This is a genomic window from Streptomyces lusitanus (assembly GCF_042647945.1).
GTDB classification, from domain to species: domain Bacteria; phylum Actinomycetota; class Actinomycetes; order Streptomycetales; family Streptomycetaceae; genus Streptomyces; species Streptomyces pseudogriseolus.
Map to the genome: position 1 here is coordinate 199,262 of NZ_JBHRWL010000011.1, position 19,111 is coordinate 218,372.

The window sequence follows — 19,111 nt, forward strand, 5'->3', positions numbered from 1 at the left end:
AGGGGGCCTTCCGTCGTCGTGGGGTACGGGTGGATGCCGGAAGCCCGCAGTATCGCCCGGCCGGCGTGGATCACACCACGGTGCGAAGGACACCGTCCGGAAGGCGCCCGACACGCGAGGGGACACCCCGTGGCCGGATGTGAAGGGTTCGTACGTAATTCGCCGCGGGCCCCGGATCCCCGGCCGCCGGAGTGGTTCAGCGGTTAACGTCGGGTCCCGGTGGGGTAGCCCATGAACAGCCCCGGCCCGGGACCCTGACCCCGGACCGGGGCTCATGTGCGTCGTGGGGGCCCCGCGCGGGGCCCGCCCGCCCGCTACCGCACGGAGAAGCCGTACACCGTCTCGGAGCGGAACACCTCGCCCGGCCGCAGCACCGTGCTCGGGAACTCCGGACGGTTCGGCGAGTCCGGGAAGTGCTGCGTCTCCAGCGCGATGCCCGCGCCCGGCTCGAACGGCTCCCCGATGTGGTCCGCCGTGTACACCTGGATGCCCGGCTCGGTGGTCGCCACCGACAGCACCCGGCCCGACGCGGGGTCGTACAGCTCCGCCACCTCCTCGGGCGCCGCCGTCACCCCCTTGTCGAGCACGAAGTTGTCGTCGTAGCCGCCGCCCGCCTTGCGCGCCTCGCGCAGGTCGTACCGGGTGCCGGAGACGTCCGCCAGCTCGCCCGTCGGGATCAGCCCCGCGTCGGACGGCGTCCAGCGGGACGCCGCCACCCGCAGCTCGTGCCCGCCCGCCGTGCCGGACCCGGCCAGGTTCCAGTACGTGTGGTTCGTCAGGTTCACATGCGTCGGGGCGTCCGTCACCGCCTCGTACGCCAGGTGCAGCGCGCCCCGCTCGTCCAGCGTGACGGTCACCGCGACCTCCAGCCGGCCCGGGAAGCCCTCCTCGCCGTCCTCGGCGACCAGCGACAGCCGCAGCCCGTGCGCCACCTCGGTGACGTCCCAGACGCGCTTGTCGAAGCCCCGCTCACCGCCGTGCAGCGAGTTCGGCCCGTCGTTCGGCGCGAGGACGTGCTCGACGCCGTCCAGGGTGAAGCGCGCGCCCCCGATCCGGTTGGCGTACCGGCCGATCAGGGCGCCCAGGAAGGGCTCCGGGTGCGCGAGATAGCCGTCCAGGCCGTCGAACCCCAGCACCACGTTCCCGGTCCGCCCGTCCCGGTCCGGCACCTCGACGTCCTGCACGATCCCGCCGTACGACAGGATGCGTACCCGTACGCCCGCCCGCTCCAGGGTCCACCGGTGCACCGGCGTGCCGTCGGAAAGTGTGCCGATGAGTTCGTTCATGTGCGAAACAATAGGTCACGGCCCCGGCGCCGTGACCGTCCGGTACGCGATCTCGGCCAGCTCGGCCTGACCCTCGACGCTCGGGTGGAACCAGTCCCAGCGGCTCAGCTGCGCGGTGCCGAACCGGTACGCGTGCACCTGGCCGTCGTCCGTGCGGCACCGGCGGTCCTCGGCGCACACCTCGCGCAGCACCTTGTTGTAGTCCTCCACGCGCTGCTGCACCGCCGCGCGCCGCTCGACCGCCGCCGAGTCCATCGCGTCCGCGTCGCCCAGCATCGACGGGCAGATGCCCAGCTTCCAGATCTGCTTGCCCAGCGCGCTGGTCCGCCCCTGCGACCACAGCCGCTTCAGGTCGGGCACGCTCGCCACGTACACCTGCGCCTTCGGCAGCGCCTCGCGCAGCGTGCGCATCGCCGCCTCGAAGTCCGCGCGGAACTCGGCCACCGGCGTCATCGCCGAGACGCTCTCCCGGCAGGCGTCGTTCGCCCCCGCCATCACCGCCACCAGCTCCGGACGGCGCCGCACCGCCCGCGCCATCTGCTCCGGCAGGTCCTCCATCCGGGCGCCGGTCTCCGCGTAGTTCCAGCTCCGCCCGGCCGCCCCGGCCCGCCCCAGCAGCCGTACGGCCAGACTGTCGACCTCCTCGCTGTCACCCGTGGCCCACGACACCTCCGGACAGTCCGTCAGCACCGCGCACGCGTCGAAGCCCCGCGTGATGGAGTCGCCCACCGCGGCCACCGAGCCGGGCCGGGTGTCCCACAGCGGCGTCGGCCTCGGCGAAGGCGTCCTCGAACCGGCCGCACCGGGCTCCTGACCCCCGCCCGCGTCGCAGCCCGCCACGCCGAACGCGACGGCCGCCACCGCGGCGAGCGCAACCCGCCCACGGCGCCCCCGCCTCCGCGTCGCCTGAGCCATCCGCCGCCTCCCCGAGCGTCCCACCACGTCCGTGCCGTCCCCCAACCCATAACAACGCAACCGAGTTCCCGCTCCCCCGAGGGGCCCGTCCGGAATGAACCCCGGCGCCCGCACAGACGTCCTGCCGGGTGAACAGCGCGACTTTCCCGCCACCGGGACGGACGGTACGTCACACTCCTTGCCCCGTCGCACGGTAGCCTCGCCCTCAACGCGGCCCGCCGGGCCGTGACCGCACCGCCCGATCGAAGACGACCCGCTCAGCCCGGAGGTTCCGGTGACGACTCGTGGAGTTCTGTACGTGCACTCCGCGCCGCGCGCGCTGTGCCCGCACGTCGAGTGGGCCGTCGCCGGGGTGCTCGGCACGCGCGTCAGCCTGGACTGGATCCGCCAGCCGGCCGCCCCCGGCACCTGGCGCTCGGAGTTCTCCTGGCAGGGTCAGGCCGGCACCGCCTCCAAGCTCGCCTCCGCGCTGCGCGGCTGGCAGATGCTGCGGTTCGAGGTCACCTCCGAGCCGTGCCCCACCGCCGAGGGCGAGCGCTACAGCTGCACCCCCGACCTCGGCATCTTCCACGCCGTCACCGGCATCCACGGCGACATCCTCATCCCCGAGGACCGCCTGCGCGCCGCCCTGGTCCGCTCCCGCACGGAGGACACCGACCTGGAGTCGGAGATCGCCAAGCTCCTCGGCAAGCCCTGGGACGACGAACTGGAACCCTTCCGCTACGCGGGCGAGGGCGCCCCGGTCCGCTGGCTCCACCAGGTCGTGTAGCGCCCCGCCCCCAAGGGGCGCGGGGAACTGCGCGCTCAGCCCCCACCACGGGAAAGGGGCCCACCTCCCAGAGGTGAACCCCTTCCGGAAACCGCCCGAGGGCGGCTCAGATCGTCCGGAACGCCAGCACCACGTTGTGCCCCCCGAACCCGAACGAGTCGTTCAGCGCGGCGATCCGCCCGTCCACGGGCAGCTTCCGCGCCTCGCCGCGCACCACGTCCGCGTTCGCCTCGGCCTCGGGGTCCAGGTTCTCCACGTTGATCGTCGGCGGAGCCACCCGGTGGTACAGCGCCAGCACGGCCGCCACCGACTCCACGCCGCCCGCGCCACCGAGCAGATGCCCGGTCATCGACTTCGTCGCGGACACCGCCATGTGGTCCGCGTCGTCCCCGAACACCTTCCGCAGCGCCTTCAGTTCGGCGATGTCACCGGCCGGCGTCGACGTCGCGTGCGCGTTGACGTGCACGATCTCCGCCGGGTCCAGGTCCGTGCGGTCCATCAGGTTCTGCAGGGCGTGCGAGATGCCCCGCCCCTCCGGCTCCGGCTGCACGATGTCGTGCGCGTCGGCCGAGATGCCCTGGCCGACCGCCTCCGCGTAGACGCGGGCGCCGCGCGCGGCGGCGTGCTCGGCGGACTCCAGGACGATCACACCCGCGCCCTCGCCGAGGACGAAACCGTCCCGGGCGACGTCGTAGGGGCGCGAGGCGCCCTGCGGGTCGTCGTTGTTCTTGGACATCGCCATCATGTTGCCGAACGCGGCGATCGGCAGCGGGTGGATCGCCGCCTCCGTGCCGCCCGCGACGACCACGTCGGCGCGCCCGGTGCGGATCATCTCGATGGCGTAGCCGATGGCCTCCGCGCCCGACGCGCACGCGGACACCGGGGTGTGCACGCCCGCGCGGGCGCCGACCGCGAGACCGACGTTCGCGGACGGGCCGTTCGGCATCAGCATGGGGACGGTGTGCGGGGAGACGCGGCGGACGCCCTTCTCCTTCAGCACGTCGTACTGGTCCAGCAGGGTCGTCACGCCGCCGATGCCGGAGGCGATCACGGCGCCCAGCCGGTCGGGGTCGACGTTCGGGTCCTCGCCGGCCTTCGCCTCGAACCCGGCGTCCGCCCAGGCCTCCTTGGCCGCGATCAGCGCGAACTGCGCCGAGCGGTCCAGGCGGCGGGCCTGCGGCCGGGGGATGACCTCGGTGGGGTCCACGGCCGCCGGGGCCGCGATACGGACCGCCTGCTCGGCGGCCCACTCCTGCTCCAGGGGCTTCACGCCGGAACGTCCGGCGACGAGGCCCTCCCAGGTAGAGGCCGCGTCGCCACCCAGCGGTGTGGTTGCGCCGATACCGGTGACGACCACGGTGCGATTGGTCGAGCTCATCGGAATTCTTTCTCCCACGATTGACGAGAATGCGTACGGCGCCACCGCCGGGTGGCGGGGCCGGGGCTCCCGGCCCTGGCGGGGCTCACGCCCCGCGCGCTCAGGCCTGGTGCTTGAGGATGTAGTCGGTCGCGTCGCCGACGGTCTTGAGGTTCTTGACGTCGTCGTCCGGGATCTTGACGTCGAAGCGCTCTTCGGCGGCGACGACGACCTCGACCATGGACAGCGAGTCGACGTCCAGGTCGTCGGTGAAGGACTTGTCCAGCTGGACGTCCTCAACCGGGATGCCGGCGATCTCGTTCACGATCTCCGCGAGACCGGCGACGATCTCTTCCTGAGTGGCGGCCATGGTGGCGCTCCTTCGTTGTGATTCCAGAGGGTGTGGCGGTGTTTCCTCCTGTACCGGATGCATGATCCGGCACGGAGTGCCTAGGGGAGGGTAACGACAGTCGCGGCGTACACGAGACCCGCCCCGAAGCCGATGACGAGCGCGGTGTCGCCGCTCTTCGCCTCGCCGGTCGCCAGGAGCCGCTCCATCGCGAGCGGGATCGAGGCGGCCGAGGTGTTGCCGGTGGTGCGGATGTCACGGGCGACCGTGACGTGCTCCGGCAGTTTCAGGGTCTTCACCATCGAGTCGATGATCCGCACGTTGGCCTGGTGCGGGATGAAGACGTCCAGGTCGTCCGCGCTGATCCCGGCCGCGTCCAGCGCCTGCTGGGCGACCTTCGCCATCTCGAACACGGCCCAGCGGAACACCGCCTGGCCTTCCTGGGTGATCGCGGGGAACTTGACGTTGCCCTTGCTGTCCAGGGGAAGCTCGGAGACGTCGCCGATCCTGAACCGGTCCCACGGGACCGTCTGCTTGATCGTGGTGGCCTTGTCGCCCTCGGAGCCCCACACGGTCGGGCCGATGGCCGGCTCCTGCGAGGGGCCGACGACCACGGCGCCCGCGCCGTCGCCGAACAGGAAGGCCGTCGCGCGGTCCTCCAGGTCGGTCAGGTCGCTCAGCCGCTCCACGCCGATCACCAGGACGTACTCGGCGGACCCCTCGACGATCATGCCCTTGGCGAGGGTCAGGCCGTAGCCGAAGCCCGCGCAGCCGGCGGAGATGTCGAACGCGGCGGCCTTCTCCGTGCCCAGCTTGTCGGCGATCTCGGTCGCGACGGCAGGGGTCTGCGAGAAGTGCGACACGGTCGACACGACGACGGCGCCGATCTGCGAGGCGTCGATCCCGGCGTCCGCGATCGCCTTGCCGGACGCCTCGATCGACATCGCGGCGACGGTCTCCTCGGGGGAGGCCCAGTGCCGGGTCTCGATGCCGGAGCGGGAGCGGATCCACTCGTCGGACGAGTCGATCGTCTCGAGGATCACCTCGTTCGGCACGACCCGGGTGGGACGGTAGCCGCCCACGCCGAGGATGCGCGCGTACGGGGCGCCCTTGCTGGGCTTGATCTTCGCCATGCGGGTCGGCTCCTTAAGGGCGTCAGGCGGCGTGCTCGGCGATGAGCTCGCGGGCCGCGTCGAGGTCGGCGGGGGTCTTCAGGGCCAGCGTCCTGACGCCGGGCAGGGCACGCTTGGCCAGGCCGGTCAGGGTGCCGCCGGGGCAGAGCTCCAGGAGGGCCGTGACGCCGAGCTCCTTGAAGGTGTCCATGCACAGGTCCCAGCGGACCGGGTTGGCGACCTGGCCCACCAGGCGCTCCAGCACCTCGGCGCCGGACGTGACCGCCTTGCCGTCCTTGTTCGACACGTAGGCGACCTTCGGGTCGGCGGGCGTGAGGGCCTTGGCGGCCTTTGCCAGCGCGTCGACGGCCGGACCCATGTGGTGGGTGTGGAAGGCGCCGGCGACCTTGAGCGGGACGACCCGCCGGACGCCGTCGGGCTTGTCGGCCTCCAGCGCGGCGAGCTGCTCCGTGGTGCCGGCCGCGACGATCTGGCCCGCGCCGTTGATGTTCGCCGGGGTCAGACCCAGCTTCTCCAGGTGCGCCACGGTCGTGTCCGGGTCGCCGCCGAGCAGCGCCGCCATCCCGGTCTCGGTGATCGCGGCGGCGTCGGCCATGGCCAGACCCCGCTTGCGGACCAGCGAGAGGGCGGCGTCGTCGTCGAGGACGCGGGAGAGGGCGGCGGCGGTGATCTCGCCGACGCTGTGACCGGCGACCGCGCCGGGGGCGATGTCACCCAGTGCCGAGGCGGACAGCAGCCCGGCCGCGACCAGCAACGGCTGCGCGACGGCCGTGTCGCGGATCGCGTCCGCGTCGGCCTTGGTGCCGTAGTGGGCGAGGTCGAGGCCGATGGCGTCCGACCACGCGGCGACGCGGTCGGCGGCACCGGGGAGGTCGAGCCATTCGGTCAGGAAGCCGGGCGCCTGGGCGCCCTGGCCGGGAGCGACGAGTACGAGCACTCTCACACTCTCTCTTGCGTACGGGCGCGGCGGCCCGTGGGGACAAGGACGAAGAACCGGAGGGGGTTTTGTCGACCCCCGACAAAAAGCTAGCTCTGGAGATCACCATCGGCCAGACGCCCCAGGATCAGCGCGATCCGCAGGGTGAACGCCGAGCGTACATCGGAGGGTGACCAGCCGGTGACGTCTGTCACACGTCGGAGCCGGTAACGAACGGTGTTGGGGTGAACGAACAGCATCCGCGCCGCGCCTTCGAGGCTGCTCGCCTGCTCGAGATACACGCTGAGCGTCTCGAGCAGCGCGGCGCCGGCCTCCTCGAGCGGTCTGTAGATCTCCTCCACCAACTGCTCGCGCGCCGAGGGGTCCCCGGCGATCGCGCGCTCCGGCAGCAGATCGTCCGCCAGCACCGGGCGCGGGGCGTCCTGCCAGGCGGAACACGCCTTGAGCCCCGCGGCGGCGGCCTGCGCGGACCGGGTCGCGGCCAGCAGGTCCGGCACCACGGGTCCGGCCACGACGGGACCGGCCGCGTACGGGCCGATCAGCGACTTCGCGACGGCCAGCGGGTTGTCGCTGCCGCCGGCGATGACGACGAGCCGGTCGCCGAGCACCCCGGTCAGCACCTGGAGCTTGGCGTGCCGGGCGGCCCGCCGGATGGCCTCGACGGTCAGCTCGGAGTCCCCGTCGGGGGCGGTGCCCAGCACCACGCACACATGTTCCGGGGAGTTCCAGCCGAGCGCGGCGGCCCGCGAGACGGCCCCCTCGTCCGCCTCGCCGCTGAGCACGGCGTTCACCACCAGCGACTCCAGGCGCGCGTCCCAGGCACCGCGTGCCTCGGCGGCCTGGGCGTACACCTGGGCGGTGGCGAAGGCGATCTCCCGCGCGTAGACGAGGAGCGCCTCGCGCAGCACGCTCTCGTCGCCGGGGGCCGCCACCTCGTCGATGGCGGACTCCATGACCTCGATGGTGGTGCGCACCATCTCCACGGTCTGCCGCAGCGTGATGGCCCGGGTCAGCTCGCGCGGCGCGGTGCCGAAGACGTCGGTGGAGATGGCCTGCGGGGCGTCGGGGTGCCGGAACCACTCGGTGAAGGCGGCGATGCCCGCCTGGGCGACCAGGCCGATCCAGGAACGGTTCTCCGGCGGCATGGCCCGGTACCAGGGCAGCGTCTCGTCCATCCGCGCGATGGCCTGGGCGGCGAGCGAGCCGGACGACTGCTCCAGCCGCTTCAGTGTCGCGGAGTGCGGATGGGCGGGGCGCGCGTCGGGTTGGGGGGTACTGGTCTCTGGTTCGGGCACGGGACAAGACTGCCTCATCCGGACGGCGGGCCGTGCTCCAGGGTCGCACCGGCCCCCGGGTCCGTGCCCCGTGTCCGGGCTCCGGTGCCCCCGGCCGTGCGCCGTCCCCGCCCCCTGAGGCAGGGCCTACCGTGGAGGGCGTGATGGACGTCAGGCGAGCGAGCGAGCGCTACAGGGGCGGGGACCCGGCGGCGGGCATCGAGTCGTGGCACTCCCTCTCCTTCGGCCCCCACTACGACCCGGACAACCTGCGCTTCGGCGCGGTGATCGCCTGCAACGAGGAGCACCTGGGCCCGGGCGCCGGCTTCGACGAGCACCCGCACAGCCACACCGAGATCGTGACGTGGGTGATCGCCGGCGAACTGACCCACCGCGACTCCACGGGCCACGAGACGGTGATCCGCCCCGGCGACGTCCAGCGGCTGAGTGCGGCGTCGGGCGTCCGCCACGTGGAGCGCAACGCGGGCCGCACCCCGCTGACCTTTCTCCAGATGTGGCTGTCGCCCCTCAAGCCGGGCGGCGAACCCCGCTACGAGGTCGTCCGGGGCATAGCGGACTCCACCCCGTACGCCCTCCCGGAGGCCGGCGCGATGCTGCACGTGCGCCGGCTGACCCCCGGGGAGCGCACGGCGGTCCCCGCGGCGCCCTACGTCTACGTCCACGTCACCCGCGGCACGGTCCGCCTGGACGGCGAGGTCCTCACGGCGGGCGACGCGGCCCGCCTCACGGACGAGAAGGACGCGGAGGCGGTGGCGGAGGGGGAGGCGGAGGTGCTGATGTGGGAGATGGCGGCCGTCTGACGGCACGTCGTGGTAGGTTCCTGCCGCCGTGCACCGCTGCGACCTGAGGAGGTGGGACCGATCAACGCTTCGACAGGTCGGGCCTCCCTCCCTCGCATGGCCTAGGGAGCGCCCGCAGAGGTCTCCCGAAAGGCACGCATCGCTGTGCGCTTCCTCTCCGACACGTCGTCCGACGGCGTCCGCGAACAGCTCTTCACCCTCGACGACATCCCCGGCGCCCTGTGGACGCCGGAAGCCGCCCCCGCCGCCCCGCTGCCACTCGTCCTCCTGGGACACGGAGGCGGCCGGCACAAGAAGGACCCCGAAGTCCTGGCGCTCGCCCACCGCTTGGTCAGGGAGTGCGGTCACGCCGCCGTGTGCGTCGACGTCCCCGCCCACGGTGACCGGCCCAAGGTCGAGGAGTACGACCGCCTCGCCGCCGCGAACCAGGCCCGCGTGGAGGCGGGCGAGGAACTGGCCCCGCTGATCGCCGCCTTCCAGGCCCGCGTGGCCCGCCGGACCGTGCCGGAATGGCGGGCGGTCCTGGACGCGGTACAGGAACTCGGCCACGTGGGCGCCGGCCCGGTCGGCTACTGGGGCGTCTCGCTGGGCTGCGGCCTCGGCGTCCCGTTCGTCGCCGCCGAACCGCGGGTCCGCGCGGCGGTCCTGGGTCTGGGCGGCGCCCTGGCCTCGTCCGAGGCCGCGGCCCGGATCACCGTCCCGGTGCGGTTCCTGGTCCAGTGGGACGACGAACGCGTACCGCGCGAACACAGCCTGGCCCTTTACGACGCCCTGGCCTCGCGGGAGAAGACCCTGCACGCCAACCCCGGCGGACACGGCGAGGTCCCGCCCTTCGAACAGGACAGCACGCTGCGGTTCTTCGCCCGGCACCTCGGGCGCTGAGCGCACCGCCCCGGCACGGTGAACCCGTGCCGGGGCGGAGGGGAGTGCTGTGCTCAGGGGCTCAGAAGGTCAGGCCCCAGCTGTTGATGTAGCCGGTGTCGGCGGAGTAGTTGTCCGTGACGCGCAGCTTCCACGTGCCGTTGGCCGTCTCCGAGGACGCGTTCACGGTGTATGTGGTGTTGATGTCGTCCGCCGAGCCGCCGGTGCCGGAGGACTTCAGGGTGTAGACCGACCCGTCGGGCGCGACCAGCTGGACCGTCAGGTCACCGATGTAGGTGTGGACGATGTTCACCGGGACCTGGAGGGCCGACGGGGCGTTGCCCGAGACGCCGGTGACGGTGACGGGGGACTCGACCGTCGCGTTGTCGCGGATCGTGTAGTCCGCGGTGCTGCTGAAGGTCTTGCCGGGCGGCGGGGTGGTGCCGCCGTTGCCGCCGACGTGCAGCAGACGGTTCGGGGAGCCGGTGCCGGGGTTCGAGACGACGCCGGGGACGGAGTCGGCTATCAGCGCGGAGGCGACCTGCGACGGGGTGGCCGACGGGTTGTCCGCGAGGTACAGCGCCGCGGCGCCCGCGACGTGCGGGGTGGCCATCGAGGTGCCGGAGATGGTGTTGGTGGCGCTGTCGCCGGTGTTCCAGGTCGACGTGATGGACGAGCCCGGCGCGAAGATGTCCAGGTTCGAGCCGTAGTTGGAGTAGCTGGCGCGGGCGTCCGTGGAGGTGGTCGCACCGACGGTGATCGCCTCGGCCACCCGGGCCGGCGAACCGGTCGCGGTCGTCGACTCGTTGCCCGCGGCCACGGCGAAGGTGACGCCGGCCGCGATGGCGTTGCGTACCGCGTTGTCGAGCGTGGTGCTCGCGCCGCCGCCCAGCGACATGTTGGCGACGGCCGGGAGGACCGCGTTGGCGGCGACCCAGTCCACGCCCGCGATCACGCCGGCGGTGGTGCCGGAGCCGTTGTTGTCCAGCACGCGCACACCGACGATGTTCGCCTTCTTGGCGACGCCGTACGCGCTGCCCGCGACGGTGCCGGCGACATGGGTGCCGTGGCCGTTGCCGTCCTGGGCGACGTTGTCGCCGTCGACCGCGTCGTAGCCGTTGCGGGCGCGGCCGCCGAAGTCGCTGTGGGAGATGCGCACACCGGTGTCGATGATGTACGCGGTGACGCCCTGGCCGGCCGTGTCGTCGTAGGTGTACGAGCCGCTCAGCGGCAGCGCGGTCTGGTCGATGCGGTCCAGGCCCCAGGACGGCGGGTTGGTCTGCGTGGCCTGGATGGTGAAGGCGCGGTTCTGCTCGACGAGCGCGACCGAGGGGTCGGCGGCCAGCTCGGCGGCCTCCGCCTCGGTGGCCTCGACGGTGTAGCCGTTGACGGCCTCGCGGAAGGTGCGCTCGACGTCGGCGCCGTACTTCTTGGCGACGCCCTTGCCCTTGGCGGACGCGGCCTCGGTGCCCGGCTTCAGGGTGACGATGTAGCTGCCCTCGACCGCGTTCGGCGCGTCCGCGTAGGCGATCGTCCCCTTGGGGGTTTCGGCGGAGTGCGCGGCGGGAGCGGTGAAGAGACCGCCCGTGAGAGCCGCCGCGGCGACCGCGCCGACGCCGACGATCGATCTGTGCTTGGCGTTTCGCATCACTGCCATCTGAGGGTTCCTCCTCGACAGGTGGGGAGTGTGGGGGTGGCGCCTCTTGGGGGTGAGGCGCCGCACGGCGGACGTCCGTCCCGGATCGCCGGAACGTATGTATGTCAGGAACATGCCAAACACGGACGAGGTGGCCGTGTTCCGCAGGTCCTGTCGCCAGGCGAAAGATTGATCTGTCTACGCGGATTGCACAAGGGGTTCGGTCGCTCGTTAACGTCCGTGCCACAAAGCGAGGGCGACACAAGGTCATCAACTGGCACACAGACGCGGCGTAAACATGACGACGGCCACAGTCACCGTCCCGCACTGCGAGACGGGAGCGGGCGGGACGCCCGGCCACACCGGCCGCGGCCCGCCCCGACCCGCCCCCAGAGAGGCCCCCTACTCCTCGTCCCGCAGCCTCTCCGCCAGCTCCGTCAGCGGCTCCGCCGCCTCCCCGTGGCCCAGGGCCGCCAGCCGCTCCACCGCCGCCCCGACACGGCCGAGCGCCGCCGCGCGCCGCTCCAGGTAGACGCCCTCCACGACGGCGGCCAGCCGCACGCACTCCGCCCACTCGGCGGCCCGCCCGGCGTCCTCACCCGGCTCCCCGATCAGCCCGATCGCCTTCTCCAGCGCGGCCAGCGCCTCCTCGTAGGCGCCTCCGTACGCGTTGACCCGCCCGTGCTCGTAGGCGAGGGCGGAGTCCAGCGGGCGGCCGTGCGCCTCGTACCCGGCGGCGCGGGCCGCGTCGGCGACCCGGCCGGCGTCGTCCAGGAACGCGCGGGCGCCCTCCAGGCCGTCCGGGCCCTGCTGGTGCGCCTGGAGGCGGGCCAGCTCCCGCAGGGCGTTGCTGAGCATCTCGAACCGCGGGTCGCGGGCATGGGCGGCGAGCGCCCGGTCCACGGCCTCCCGCGCCTGCTCGAACTCCCCGGCCTCACCGAGCAGGACGGCCGTCTCCGCGGCGATCATGGCGTGGCTGCCCGGGTCGTCGTCCCAGCCGGCCGACTCGGCCGCGAGGGACACGAACTCCGCCGTGGCGGCCTTCAGGTCCTCCCCGGCGTGCAGCGCGCGGGCGCGGGTCAGCCGCAGCTGGGCCACGAGCCGGTCGTCCAGCTCGCCGTTGACGACGTCCGGCTCGACGAGCAGGGAGTCGAGCAGGGCGATGCAGTCCTCGATCCGGCCCAGGTCGAGACTGAGCTGGGCGGCGTTGCTCCAGGCGCAGAACGCGTCGAACCGGTCGCCCGCCCGCAGGTCCAGCTCCGCCGCCCGCGTCAGATGGCGCAACGCCTCGTCGGGGCGGCCCAGATGCAGGCAGGCCTGCGCCAGCTCGCCGTGCACGTTCGGGGCGTCGACCCCCTCGGCGGGCCACTCGGCGGCCAGCCGCATCGACTCGCTCAGGCTCGCGTGCGCGGCCTCCGCCTCCCCGAGGCCGAGCTGGATCTTGCCGAGGAGGGAGAGCGCGCGGGGCAGGTGCCAGGCGGGGCCGTCCGTCCGCAGCAGCGCGACCAGGCCGTCCGCCTCGGCACGGGCGGTGGGCAGGTCTCCGGACATGGCGTGCGTGGTGGCCCGCAGCAGCCGGGCGGCGGCGATCTGCCCGGTGAGGCCGTGCCGGGTGGCGACGTCGTACAGCAGCTCCGCCTCCGCGAGGACCGGGGCCACGTGCTCCTTGTCCCCGGACGCCTGGAGCCGCAGACCACGCGCGCTCACCCGCAGCCGCAGCAGCCGCGCCTGAAGGAACGGGGCGAGCCCGGACGCCCCCTCGTGCAGCCGCACCAGCTCCGCGTGCGCCCCGGCCAGCACGTCGGCCTGGGCGGCGGCGCGCGCCTCGGCGTCCGCACCTTCAGGACGCGCCCCCTCGGCCGCCGCACCCTCAGGACGCGCCCCCTCGCCGTCGGCCGCCTCGCCGTCCGCCTCCGGGGGAACCACCTGCGCCTCCGCCAGCACCGCGCTCGCCCGGGCGAACACCGCGTGACCCGCGAGCCCCGCGTCCTCGTACAGGCCCGCGGCCTCCTCGTACAGCGCCGCCGCCTCCGCGTGCCGGTCCTTGCGGTCCGCCAGCGTCGCCTCCTCCTCCAGCAGGTCCGCGCGCAGCCGCACCAGCGGGCCCACGTCCGGGTCGTCCGGGTGGACGTAGCCACCGGCGGCGGTGAGCTCGCGCAGCCGCGCCCAGCAGGCGTGCGCGTCCGGGTGCCCCTGCTCGTCCAGCTCCCGCGCCCGCCTGATCAGGTCGGCCGGCGACTCGGGAAGCGCCTCGGCCGGCTGCGGCGCGGCCGGGGCTGGCGCCGGGGCCACGTCGTCCAGGGTGCGCGGGCGCAGGGTCAGCTCCAGCGACTCCAGCAGCGGGGCGCGGTCCAGGCGGGCGCGGCGGCGGTCGCCGTGCGCCGTGGTGCCGTTGCGGGCGTCGAAGCGGGCGGCAAGGTCGTCGGCGCGGTCGCGCACCTCCGCCCGCAGCGACGCGACCGTCCAGCTCCGGCCCGGGAACCCGGCGGCGGGCAGCTCCCCGTGGCCCAGCCCCTCCACACGGGCGAGCAGCACCTCCACGCCGGTGAGCAGGTCGAGCAGGGCCAGCGGCGAGTCCACCTCGTCGAACAGGTTCCGGTTCTCCGCCAGCAGCTCAAGACCCCGCGCCTCGTTGCCGGTCAGCGCGCAGAACTCCAGGTGGCGGCCGATCTCCCCGGCCATCGACGGGTTGCGGCGGCTGCCGCGGTAGCCCGCCAGATGCAGATGGCGCGCCTCGTCCGCGCGGCCGGTGCGCAGCAGCGGCAGCAGCGCGTACGAGACGGAGCGGGCCGGCTCCTCCTGGCAGGACTCCTTGCCCGCGAGCACCGGCTCCCAGACGCGCAGCGCCCGCTCGTCGTCGCCCGCCGTCAGGTGGTACAGGGCGCGCTCGCAGGTCTCGCACGCCTCGCAGTCGCTGAGCACGCTGCGGGTCCGGCCCGCCCACAGCTCGTAGGCGAGGTCCATGTCCTCACCGACGTGCGCGGCGAGCTGGTAGGCCTGGCCGTAGTACGGCTGGAGGTCGAGGCCGGCCTTCTCGTAGCGGTCGCGCATCTCCGTCATCCACTGGCGCAGGCTGGCCAGCGGTATCTCGGGCAGGCTGCGCAGGGCGTTCGCGACCCACTTGAACCGCCAGAACAGCTGGTGGCGCAGCCGCGCGTCGAACACGTCGGGCTGCTCGTCGAAGAGGTTCAGCAGCCGGGCGAACACCACCGGCGACTTCCGCGGCTCGGAGCCGTAGGTGTACGCCTCCTGGAGCTCCAGCAGGGCGTGGATCAGCGGGACCGGCTCGCCGAACAGCTCGGCCGCCTCGGCGAGTTCCTCGGCGGTGACGGTACGGGTGCGGCCGTAGGGGAGACGGTCGTTCTCCCCCAGCGCCGCGTACAGCTCGTCGGTGGTCTGGGGCGGGTTCTGCATCGTCAGCTGTCCTTGCGCAGGGCGTGGGCGAGAAGGTCGAGGAAGGAGCGGTTGATCAGGCTGGACTCGGCGGGCCTGAGGGGACGCCGGGACAGCAGCGCGGCCTGCCCGTACAGGGCCTCGGCGCTGGTGCGGGCCAGCTCCGGTTCGTCGATCGCGACGGCGGTGCGCACCAGCGGGTTCAGCTGGTTGAGGATCAGCTGGGCGCGCGGCGCCTCCTGTTGCAGGGCGCCCAGGATGTCGCCCCACAGGCCGCCCTCCTGCTCGCGGGCGAGCCGGGAGCGGGTGCGCTCGTGCCGGGCCTCCCGGCTGTCGACGAGGAGGGCGGGCGCGGAGGCCGGCTGGAAGGAGCGCAGCGCCACGTCGCAGTCGAACACCGCGAGGGCGTCGCGGGCCAGCGCGAGGTAGGCCGCGGCGGCCAGTTCCGTCTCCCGGTCGACCGGGTCGAGGTGCGCGGTCAGCGTCGCCGGGTCCAGGTCGGCGACGCTCACCTCCGGCCGGATCTCGGGCAGCCGGTGCACCAGTTCGCGGTCGTAGGTGTAGCCGCCGTTGACCACGCCGAGCCCGGCGGCCGACGCGATCGCCGCGACCTGCCGGAACTCCTCCACGCTGGACGTCACCAGCACGGTGCGGTGGGTGCGGGAGAACTCGTCGAGCGTGCAGTGCCCGTCGGTGGTCTCGAACGGCAGCCACGGCAGCAGCATCCGCAGGATCTCGTCGTCGTGCACGGCGAGCGACTTCACCGACAGGTGGTGCGCCTGGAGGAAGCGGTGCAGCAGCTCCGGGTCGCTGGCGGCGACGCGGGCGATCCACGCGCGCAGCCGCTCGGCCAGCGCGTCGCGCACCGCGGCCAGGGTGTCGTCCTCGTACAGGGACTCGCGGGAGGCCGTCGGGCGCAGGCTCTCCGCGTCGACGACGCAGCGCACGAAGAACGCCCAGTCGGGCAGGATCTCCTCCGCCTGCTCCGACAGCAGCATGCCCTTGACGTGCACCCGATGACCGTGCCGGCGCCCGGCCGGCACCGCCTCCGGCAGCACGCACGCGATGCCCTTCAGACCCACCGCCGGCAGGTCCAGCTCGAGGGTGTCCAGCGGGGTGAAGCCGAACACCTCCTCGCCGTACGCGGACAGCGCGCGGGACCGGGCGCCCGGCGTCGGGTACGTCCGCGCCCAGGGCGCCGGCTCCGGGTTGACCGGCACGGCGCTTCCGCCGGACCCGTCGTCGAAGGTCACCGGGTGGCGCAGCAGCGAGCCGAAGTGGCGTGCCAGGTGCTGGACCTGGGCGGGCGCGGTCCACTCGCCCGCGTCGGCGCGCGGGGTCAGCGTGACGGTGGTGCCGGGGGCGGGCCGCGCGGAGGCGGGCAGGGTGCGCACCGTGTAGCTGCCGTCGCCGCGCCCCCGCCACTCCACGGCGGGCGCGCCGGGCGTGCGGGCGGACCGGCTGACCACGTGGATCTCGTCCGCGACCAGGAAGCAGGACAGCAGGCCGATGCCGAACTGGCCGATGAAGTCGCCCCGCTGCTCGGCGATCCCGTCGGCGCGCTTGCTGCTGCGGCCGATCGTGGCCAGGAAGGTGTGCACGTCCGCCTCGGTGAGGCCGACGCCGTCGTCCTCGACGCGGACCACGGAGCGGTCGGCGTACAGCCGGATGCCGAACGACCCGGCGGGCGCCGCCGGTTCGAGGGCGTGCCGGGCGGTGAGCGCGTCCACCGCGTTCTGCATCAGTTCACGCAGGTAGACGCGGGGGCTGGAGTAGAGGTGGTGGGAGAGCAGGTCGACGAGGCCGCGCAGATCCACCTGGAAGGTGCGGTCGGCGCCGGTCGGCTGTGATGCGGTCTCGGGCAGGGTCATCGGCGGTCCGGGGTGTCGAGAAGGCGTGCGGTGACGTCGGGCAGGGGGAGCCGGGCGAGCCGGGGCTCAGAAGGTCTTGCGGAAGCGCGCGTACGCCTTTCGCGGCTCGGACATGTACGTCCACGGCCACTCGGTGTACGCGCCCTCCAGCTCACGGAAGACGTTGGAGGCGGTGCTGCTCCCGGCCAGGGACAGGGCCATCGCGAAGATGTTGTAGTCGCCCTGCCAGCCCAGGCGGCGCTCGTAGGCGTGGTGCAGGACGCTGCGCTCCGCCGCCTGCCTCAGCTCGGTCCGGACGCGGGGGTCCTGGAGGCACGCGCCGTCGTCGGACTCCACCCACTCCTCGATGTACGCCATGGCGACCACGCAGCCGAGCCGGTGGCCGTCGGGCGCGGCGGCGAACGCCGCGCGGGCGAACTCCAGCGCCTCGCCCTGCTCACCGCCCCAGCGGGGCTGGAGCCGCGACAGCCACTCGAGGTGGACCTCCAGGTCGAGCGGGTCGCGGCGCAGGGCGGCGTCGCGCCGGGTCTCCGCGACCGGGGTGCCGAGCGACATGCCGCGCGCGGAGGTGAGCAGATGGCGCCACGGTGTGATCCAGTCCGGGCGCAGCTCGGCGGCCTCGAGGAGCTGCCGCTCGGCGATGTGCAGCCGCTCGTGGAAGACGCGCCACTGCTCCTGGGAGACGTCCACGGCGCGGGCGGCGGTGCGCGCCTCCCAGCCCCAGTGGATGTGCCGCGCCCCGGAGATCAGCAGGGCCTCGGCGCGGTGCTCCTTGTCCTCCTCGACGGCGCGGACGATCCAGTCCTCGAGCCCGCCGATGTCCGTGAGCTGACCGAGGACCTGGTGGTCGCGGCCCAGGTCGAACGGGGCCAAGGCCTCCTTGACGCCCTCCCAGTCGCCCGCGTCGGCCGCCTCCACCAGCGCCAGCACCCGCCGGTCGCCGAGGGCGCGCAGCGGGTGGACGCCGCTCCTGCGCCGCGGGACCGGAAGGGCGTGCGGATCCGCCCCCGGTCCGTCCTCGCCCCTGCCGAACAGCTTGCCGAACATGCCGCGCCCTCCCCTGGTCCCGCGTGATCGTTCGGCGCATCATAGGGCGCGCCTGTGACACCGCTTCCACAGGGTTTTCACACCGAGGCCATGCCAACCCCGCAGGTGGGGCCGGTGATTACGGCGAATCCGGACGAACGGCGGCAGTCAGCCGCGCAGTTCCGCCAGCACGGCGTCGGTGAACGGCGGCCACGCCTCGACGGCCCAGGGTCCGAACGCCCGGTCGGTGAGCGCCACGCAGGCCGCGCCCGCGTCCGGGTCGATCCACAGGAACGTGCCCGACTGGCCGAAGTGCCCGAAGGCGCGCGGCGAGGACGAGGCGCCCGTCCAGTGCGGCGACTTGCCGTCCCGGATCTCGAAGCCGAGACCCCAGTCGTTCGGGTTCTGGTGCCCGTAGCCCGGCAGCACGCCCTTGGTGCCCGGGTACTGCACGGTCATCGCCGCGGCCACCGTCCGCGGGTCCAGCAGCCGCGGCGCCTGCACCTCGGCGGCGAACCGCAGCAGGTCCTCCACCGTGGACACGCCGTCCTTGGCGGGGGAGCCCTCCAGCGAGGTGGACGCCATGCCCAGCGGCTCCAGCACCGCCTGCCGCAGATACTCGGCGAACGGGATCTCCGTCGCCTTCTCCACGTGGTCGCCCAGCTGCTCGAACCCGGCGTTGGAGTACAGCCGCCGCGCACCGGGCACCGAGGTGACCCGGTGCTCGTCGAAGGCGAGACCCGAGGTGTGCGCGAGGAGGTGCCGGACCGTGGCGCCGTCCGGACCGGCCGGCTCGTCCAGCTCGACCGCCCCCTCCTCGTACGCGACGAGCACCGCGTAGGCGGCCAGCGGCTTGGTCACCGAGGCCAGCGGGAAGCGGCGCCCGGCCGGACCGTGCGTGCCCAGGACGGTGCCGTCCGCCCGTACCACCCCCGCCGCAGCGGTGGGAACCGGCCAGTTCTCGATCGACGCGAGGCTCTTCAGCGACATGCCGTCGAGCCTAAGCGCTCACAGCCTGAGCTCCAGCAAAGGGTCCGGCTTGGGCGTGAACCCCAAAGACCGGTACAGCGGCTCCGCCTCCGGGCTCGCGGTCAGCCGCACCCGCCGGGCACCTTGCTCCCGGAACCACTCCAGCAGCGCGCCCATGCACGCCCGCGCGTAGCCTTGGCGGCGCGCGTCCGGGTCGGTGGCGACGCTGAACACGTAGCCGTCGGTGCCGTGCGGGTCGTGCGCGCCGCCGATGCGGTACTCGATCGTGCCGGCCACCAGCGCCGCGAGGGCGCCCGGCCGCTCGGGGTGGTCCACGACGAACGCGGCGAAGGAGCCGTCCTTCGCCAGCCGCTCGCGCAGGACCGGCAAAGACTCGGCGTGCCACGCGGTGGACGGGTCGGAGCGGGCCAGCGAGTCGATCATCACCTGGCGCAGACGCAGCACTTCCGCCGCGTCGTCGGGCGTCGCCCGGCGTGCAGGGCTCATGCCCGCA

At 73.5% G+C, this 19,111-nt stretch carries 16 protein-coding genes; 3 read left to right on the plus strand and 13 right to left on the minus strand.

Annotated elements, in window-relative coordinates:
* Window positions 1-314 precede the first annotated feature (314 nt).
* Both ACFOSY_RS18840 and ACFOSY_RS18845 read right to left on the minus strand, forming a co-directional pair.
* Entirely contained in the window at window positions 315-1,286 is a 972-nt protein-coding gene (locus tag ACFOSY_RS18840) for an aldose epimerase family protein (protein ID WP_394308277.1), read from the minus strand.
* Between the two features lie 15 nt (window positions 1,287-1,301).
* Window positions 1,302-2,201, minus strand: coding sequence for an SGNH/GDSL hydrolase family protein (locus ACFOSY_RS18845; RefSeq protein ID WP_394308279.1), 900 nt, complete (start codon window positions 2,199-2,201; stop codon window positions 1,302-1,304).
* Between the two features lie 274 nt (window positions 2,202-2,475).
* Here ACFOSY_RS18845 and ACFOSY_RS18850 point away from each other — a divergent pair, with 274 nt between their 5' ends.
* Window positions 2,476-2,970, plus strand: coding sequence for a DUF3145 domain-containing protein (locus ACFOSY_RS18850; RefSeq protein WP_006134787.1), 495 nt, complete (start codon window positions 2,476-2,478; stop codon window positions 2,968-2,970).
* A gap of 106 nt (window positions 2,971-3,076) precedes the next feature.
* Here ACFOSY_RS18850 and ACFOSY_RS18855 read toward each other — a convergent pair whose 3' ends face one another.
* The 5 genes from ACFOSY_RS18855 to fasR form a co-directional block, all read right to left on the minus strand.
* On the minus strand, window positions 3,077-4,348 hold the full coding sequence (locus ACFOSY_RS18855) for a beta-ketoacyl-[acyl-carrier-protein] synthase family protein (protein WP_394308282.1): 1,272 nt from the start codon (window positions 4,346-4,348) through the stop codon (window positions 3,077-3,079).
* 100 nt (window positions 4,349-4,448) lie between these two features.
* Window positions 4,449-4,697 carry an acyl carrier protein gene (locus ACFOSY_RS18860; RefSeq protein WP_004931691.1) on the minus strand — a complete coding sequence of 83 codons (249 nt, stop codon included), beginning with the start codon at window positions 4,695-4,697 and terminating at the stop codon, window positions 4,449-4,451.
* 80 nt (window positions 4,698-4,777) lie between these two features.
* Window positions 4,778-5,809: a ketoacyl-ACP synthase III gene (locus tag ACFOSY_RS18865; protein WP_394308286.1), complete on the minus strand. Its 1,032-nt coding sequence runs from the start codon at window positions 5,807-5,809 to the stop codon at window positions 4,778-4,780.
* A gap of 22 nt (window positions 5,810-5,831) precedes the next feature.
* Window positions 5,832-6,746 carry an ACP S-malonyltransferase gene (locus tag ACFOSY_RS18870; protein ID WP_394308288.1) on the minus strand — a complete coding sequence of 305 codons (915 nt, stop codon included), beginning with the start codon at window positions 6,744-6,746 and terminating at the stop codon, window positions 5,832-5,834.
* Between the two features lie 89 nt (window positions 6,747-6,835).
* Complete coding sequence (gene fasR, locus ACFOSY_RS18875; protein WP_394308291.1) at window positions 6,836-8,041, minus strand: fatty acid biosynthesis transcriptional regulator FasR; 1,206 nt, start codon at window positions 8,039-8,041, stop codon at window positions 6,836-6,838.
* A 143-nt stretch (window positions 8,042-8,184) separates the two neighbouring features.
* Between fasR and ACFOSY_RS18880 the strand changes: the two genes are divergently transcribed.
* Together ACFOSY_RS18880 and ACFOSY_RS18885 are read left to right on the plus strand one after the other, a co-directional pair.
* Window positions 8,185-8,841, plus strand: coding sequence for a pirin family protein (locus ACFOSY_RS18880; protein WP_394308293.1), 657 nt, complete (start codon window positions 8,185-8,187; stop codon window positions 8,839-8,841).
* A 144-nt stretch (window positions 8,842-8,985) separates the two neighbouring features.
* Window positions 8,986-9,723, plus strand: a complete 738-nt coding sequence (locus tag ACFOSY_RS18885) for an alpha/beta hydrolase (protein ID WP_394308295.1) — start codon at window positions 8,986-8,988, stop codon at window positions 9,721-9,723.
* Window positions 9,724-9,784: 61 nt separating this feature from the next.
* Here the strand turns inward: ACFOSY_RS18885 and ACFOSY_RS18890 are convergent, their stop codons facing one another.
* The 6 genes from ACFOSY_RS18890 to ACFOSY_RS18915 form a co-directional block, all read right to left on the minus strand.
* Window positions 9,785-11,359 (minus strand): S8 family serine peptidase, encoded by a 1,575-nt coding sequence (locus ACFOSY_RS18890; protein ID WP_394308297.1) that lies wholly within the window; start codon window positions 11,357-11,359, stop codon window positions 9,785-9,787.
* A gap of 381 nt (window positions 11,360-11,740) precedes the next feature.
* Window positions 11,741-14,752 (minus strand): hypothetical protein, encoded by a 3,012-nt coding sequence (locus ACFOSY_RS18895; RefSeq protein ID WP_394308299.1) that lies wholly within the window; start codon window positions 14,750-14,752, stop codon window positions 11,741-11,743.
* Between the two features lie 2 nt (window positions 14,753-14,754).
* Entirely contained in the window at window positions 14,755-16,602 is a 1,848-nt protein-coding gene (locus ACFOSY_RS18900; protein WP_394308301.1) for an HSP90 family protein, read from the minus strand.
* 66 nt (window positions 16,603-16,668) lie between these two features.
* Window positions 16,669-17,649 (minus strand): hypothetical protein, encoded by a 981-nt coding sequence (locus ACFOSY_RS18905; protein WP_394308303.1) that lies wholly within the window; start codon window positions 17,647-17,649, stop codon window positions 16,669-16,671.
* Between the two features lie 147 nt (window positions 17,650-17,796).
* On the minus strand, window positions 17,797-18,618 hold the full coding sequence (locus ACFOSY_RS18910) for a serine hydrolase domain-containing protein (RefSeq protein WP_394308305.1): 822 nt from the start codon (window positions 18,616-18,618) through the stop codon (window positions 17,797-17,799).
* An 18-nt stretch (window positions 18,619-18,636) separates the two neighbouring features.
* Window positions 18,637-19,104 (minus strand): GNAT family N-acetyltransferase, encoded by a 468-nt coding sequence (locus tag ACFOSY_RS18915; protein WP_394308308.1) that lies wholly within the window; start codon window positions 19,102-19,104, stop codon window positions 18,637-18,639.
* Window positions 19,105-19,111: the final 7 nt, after the last annotated feature.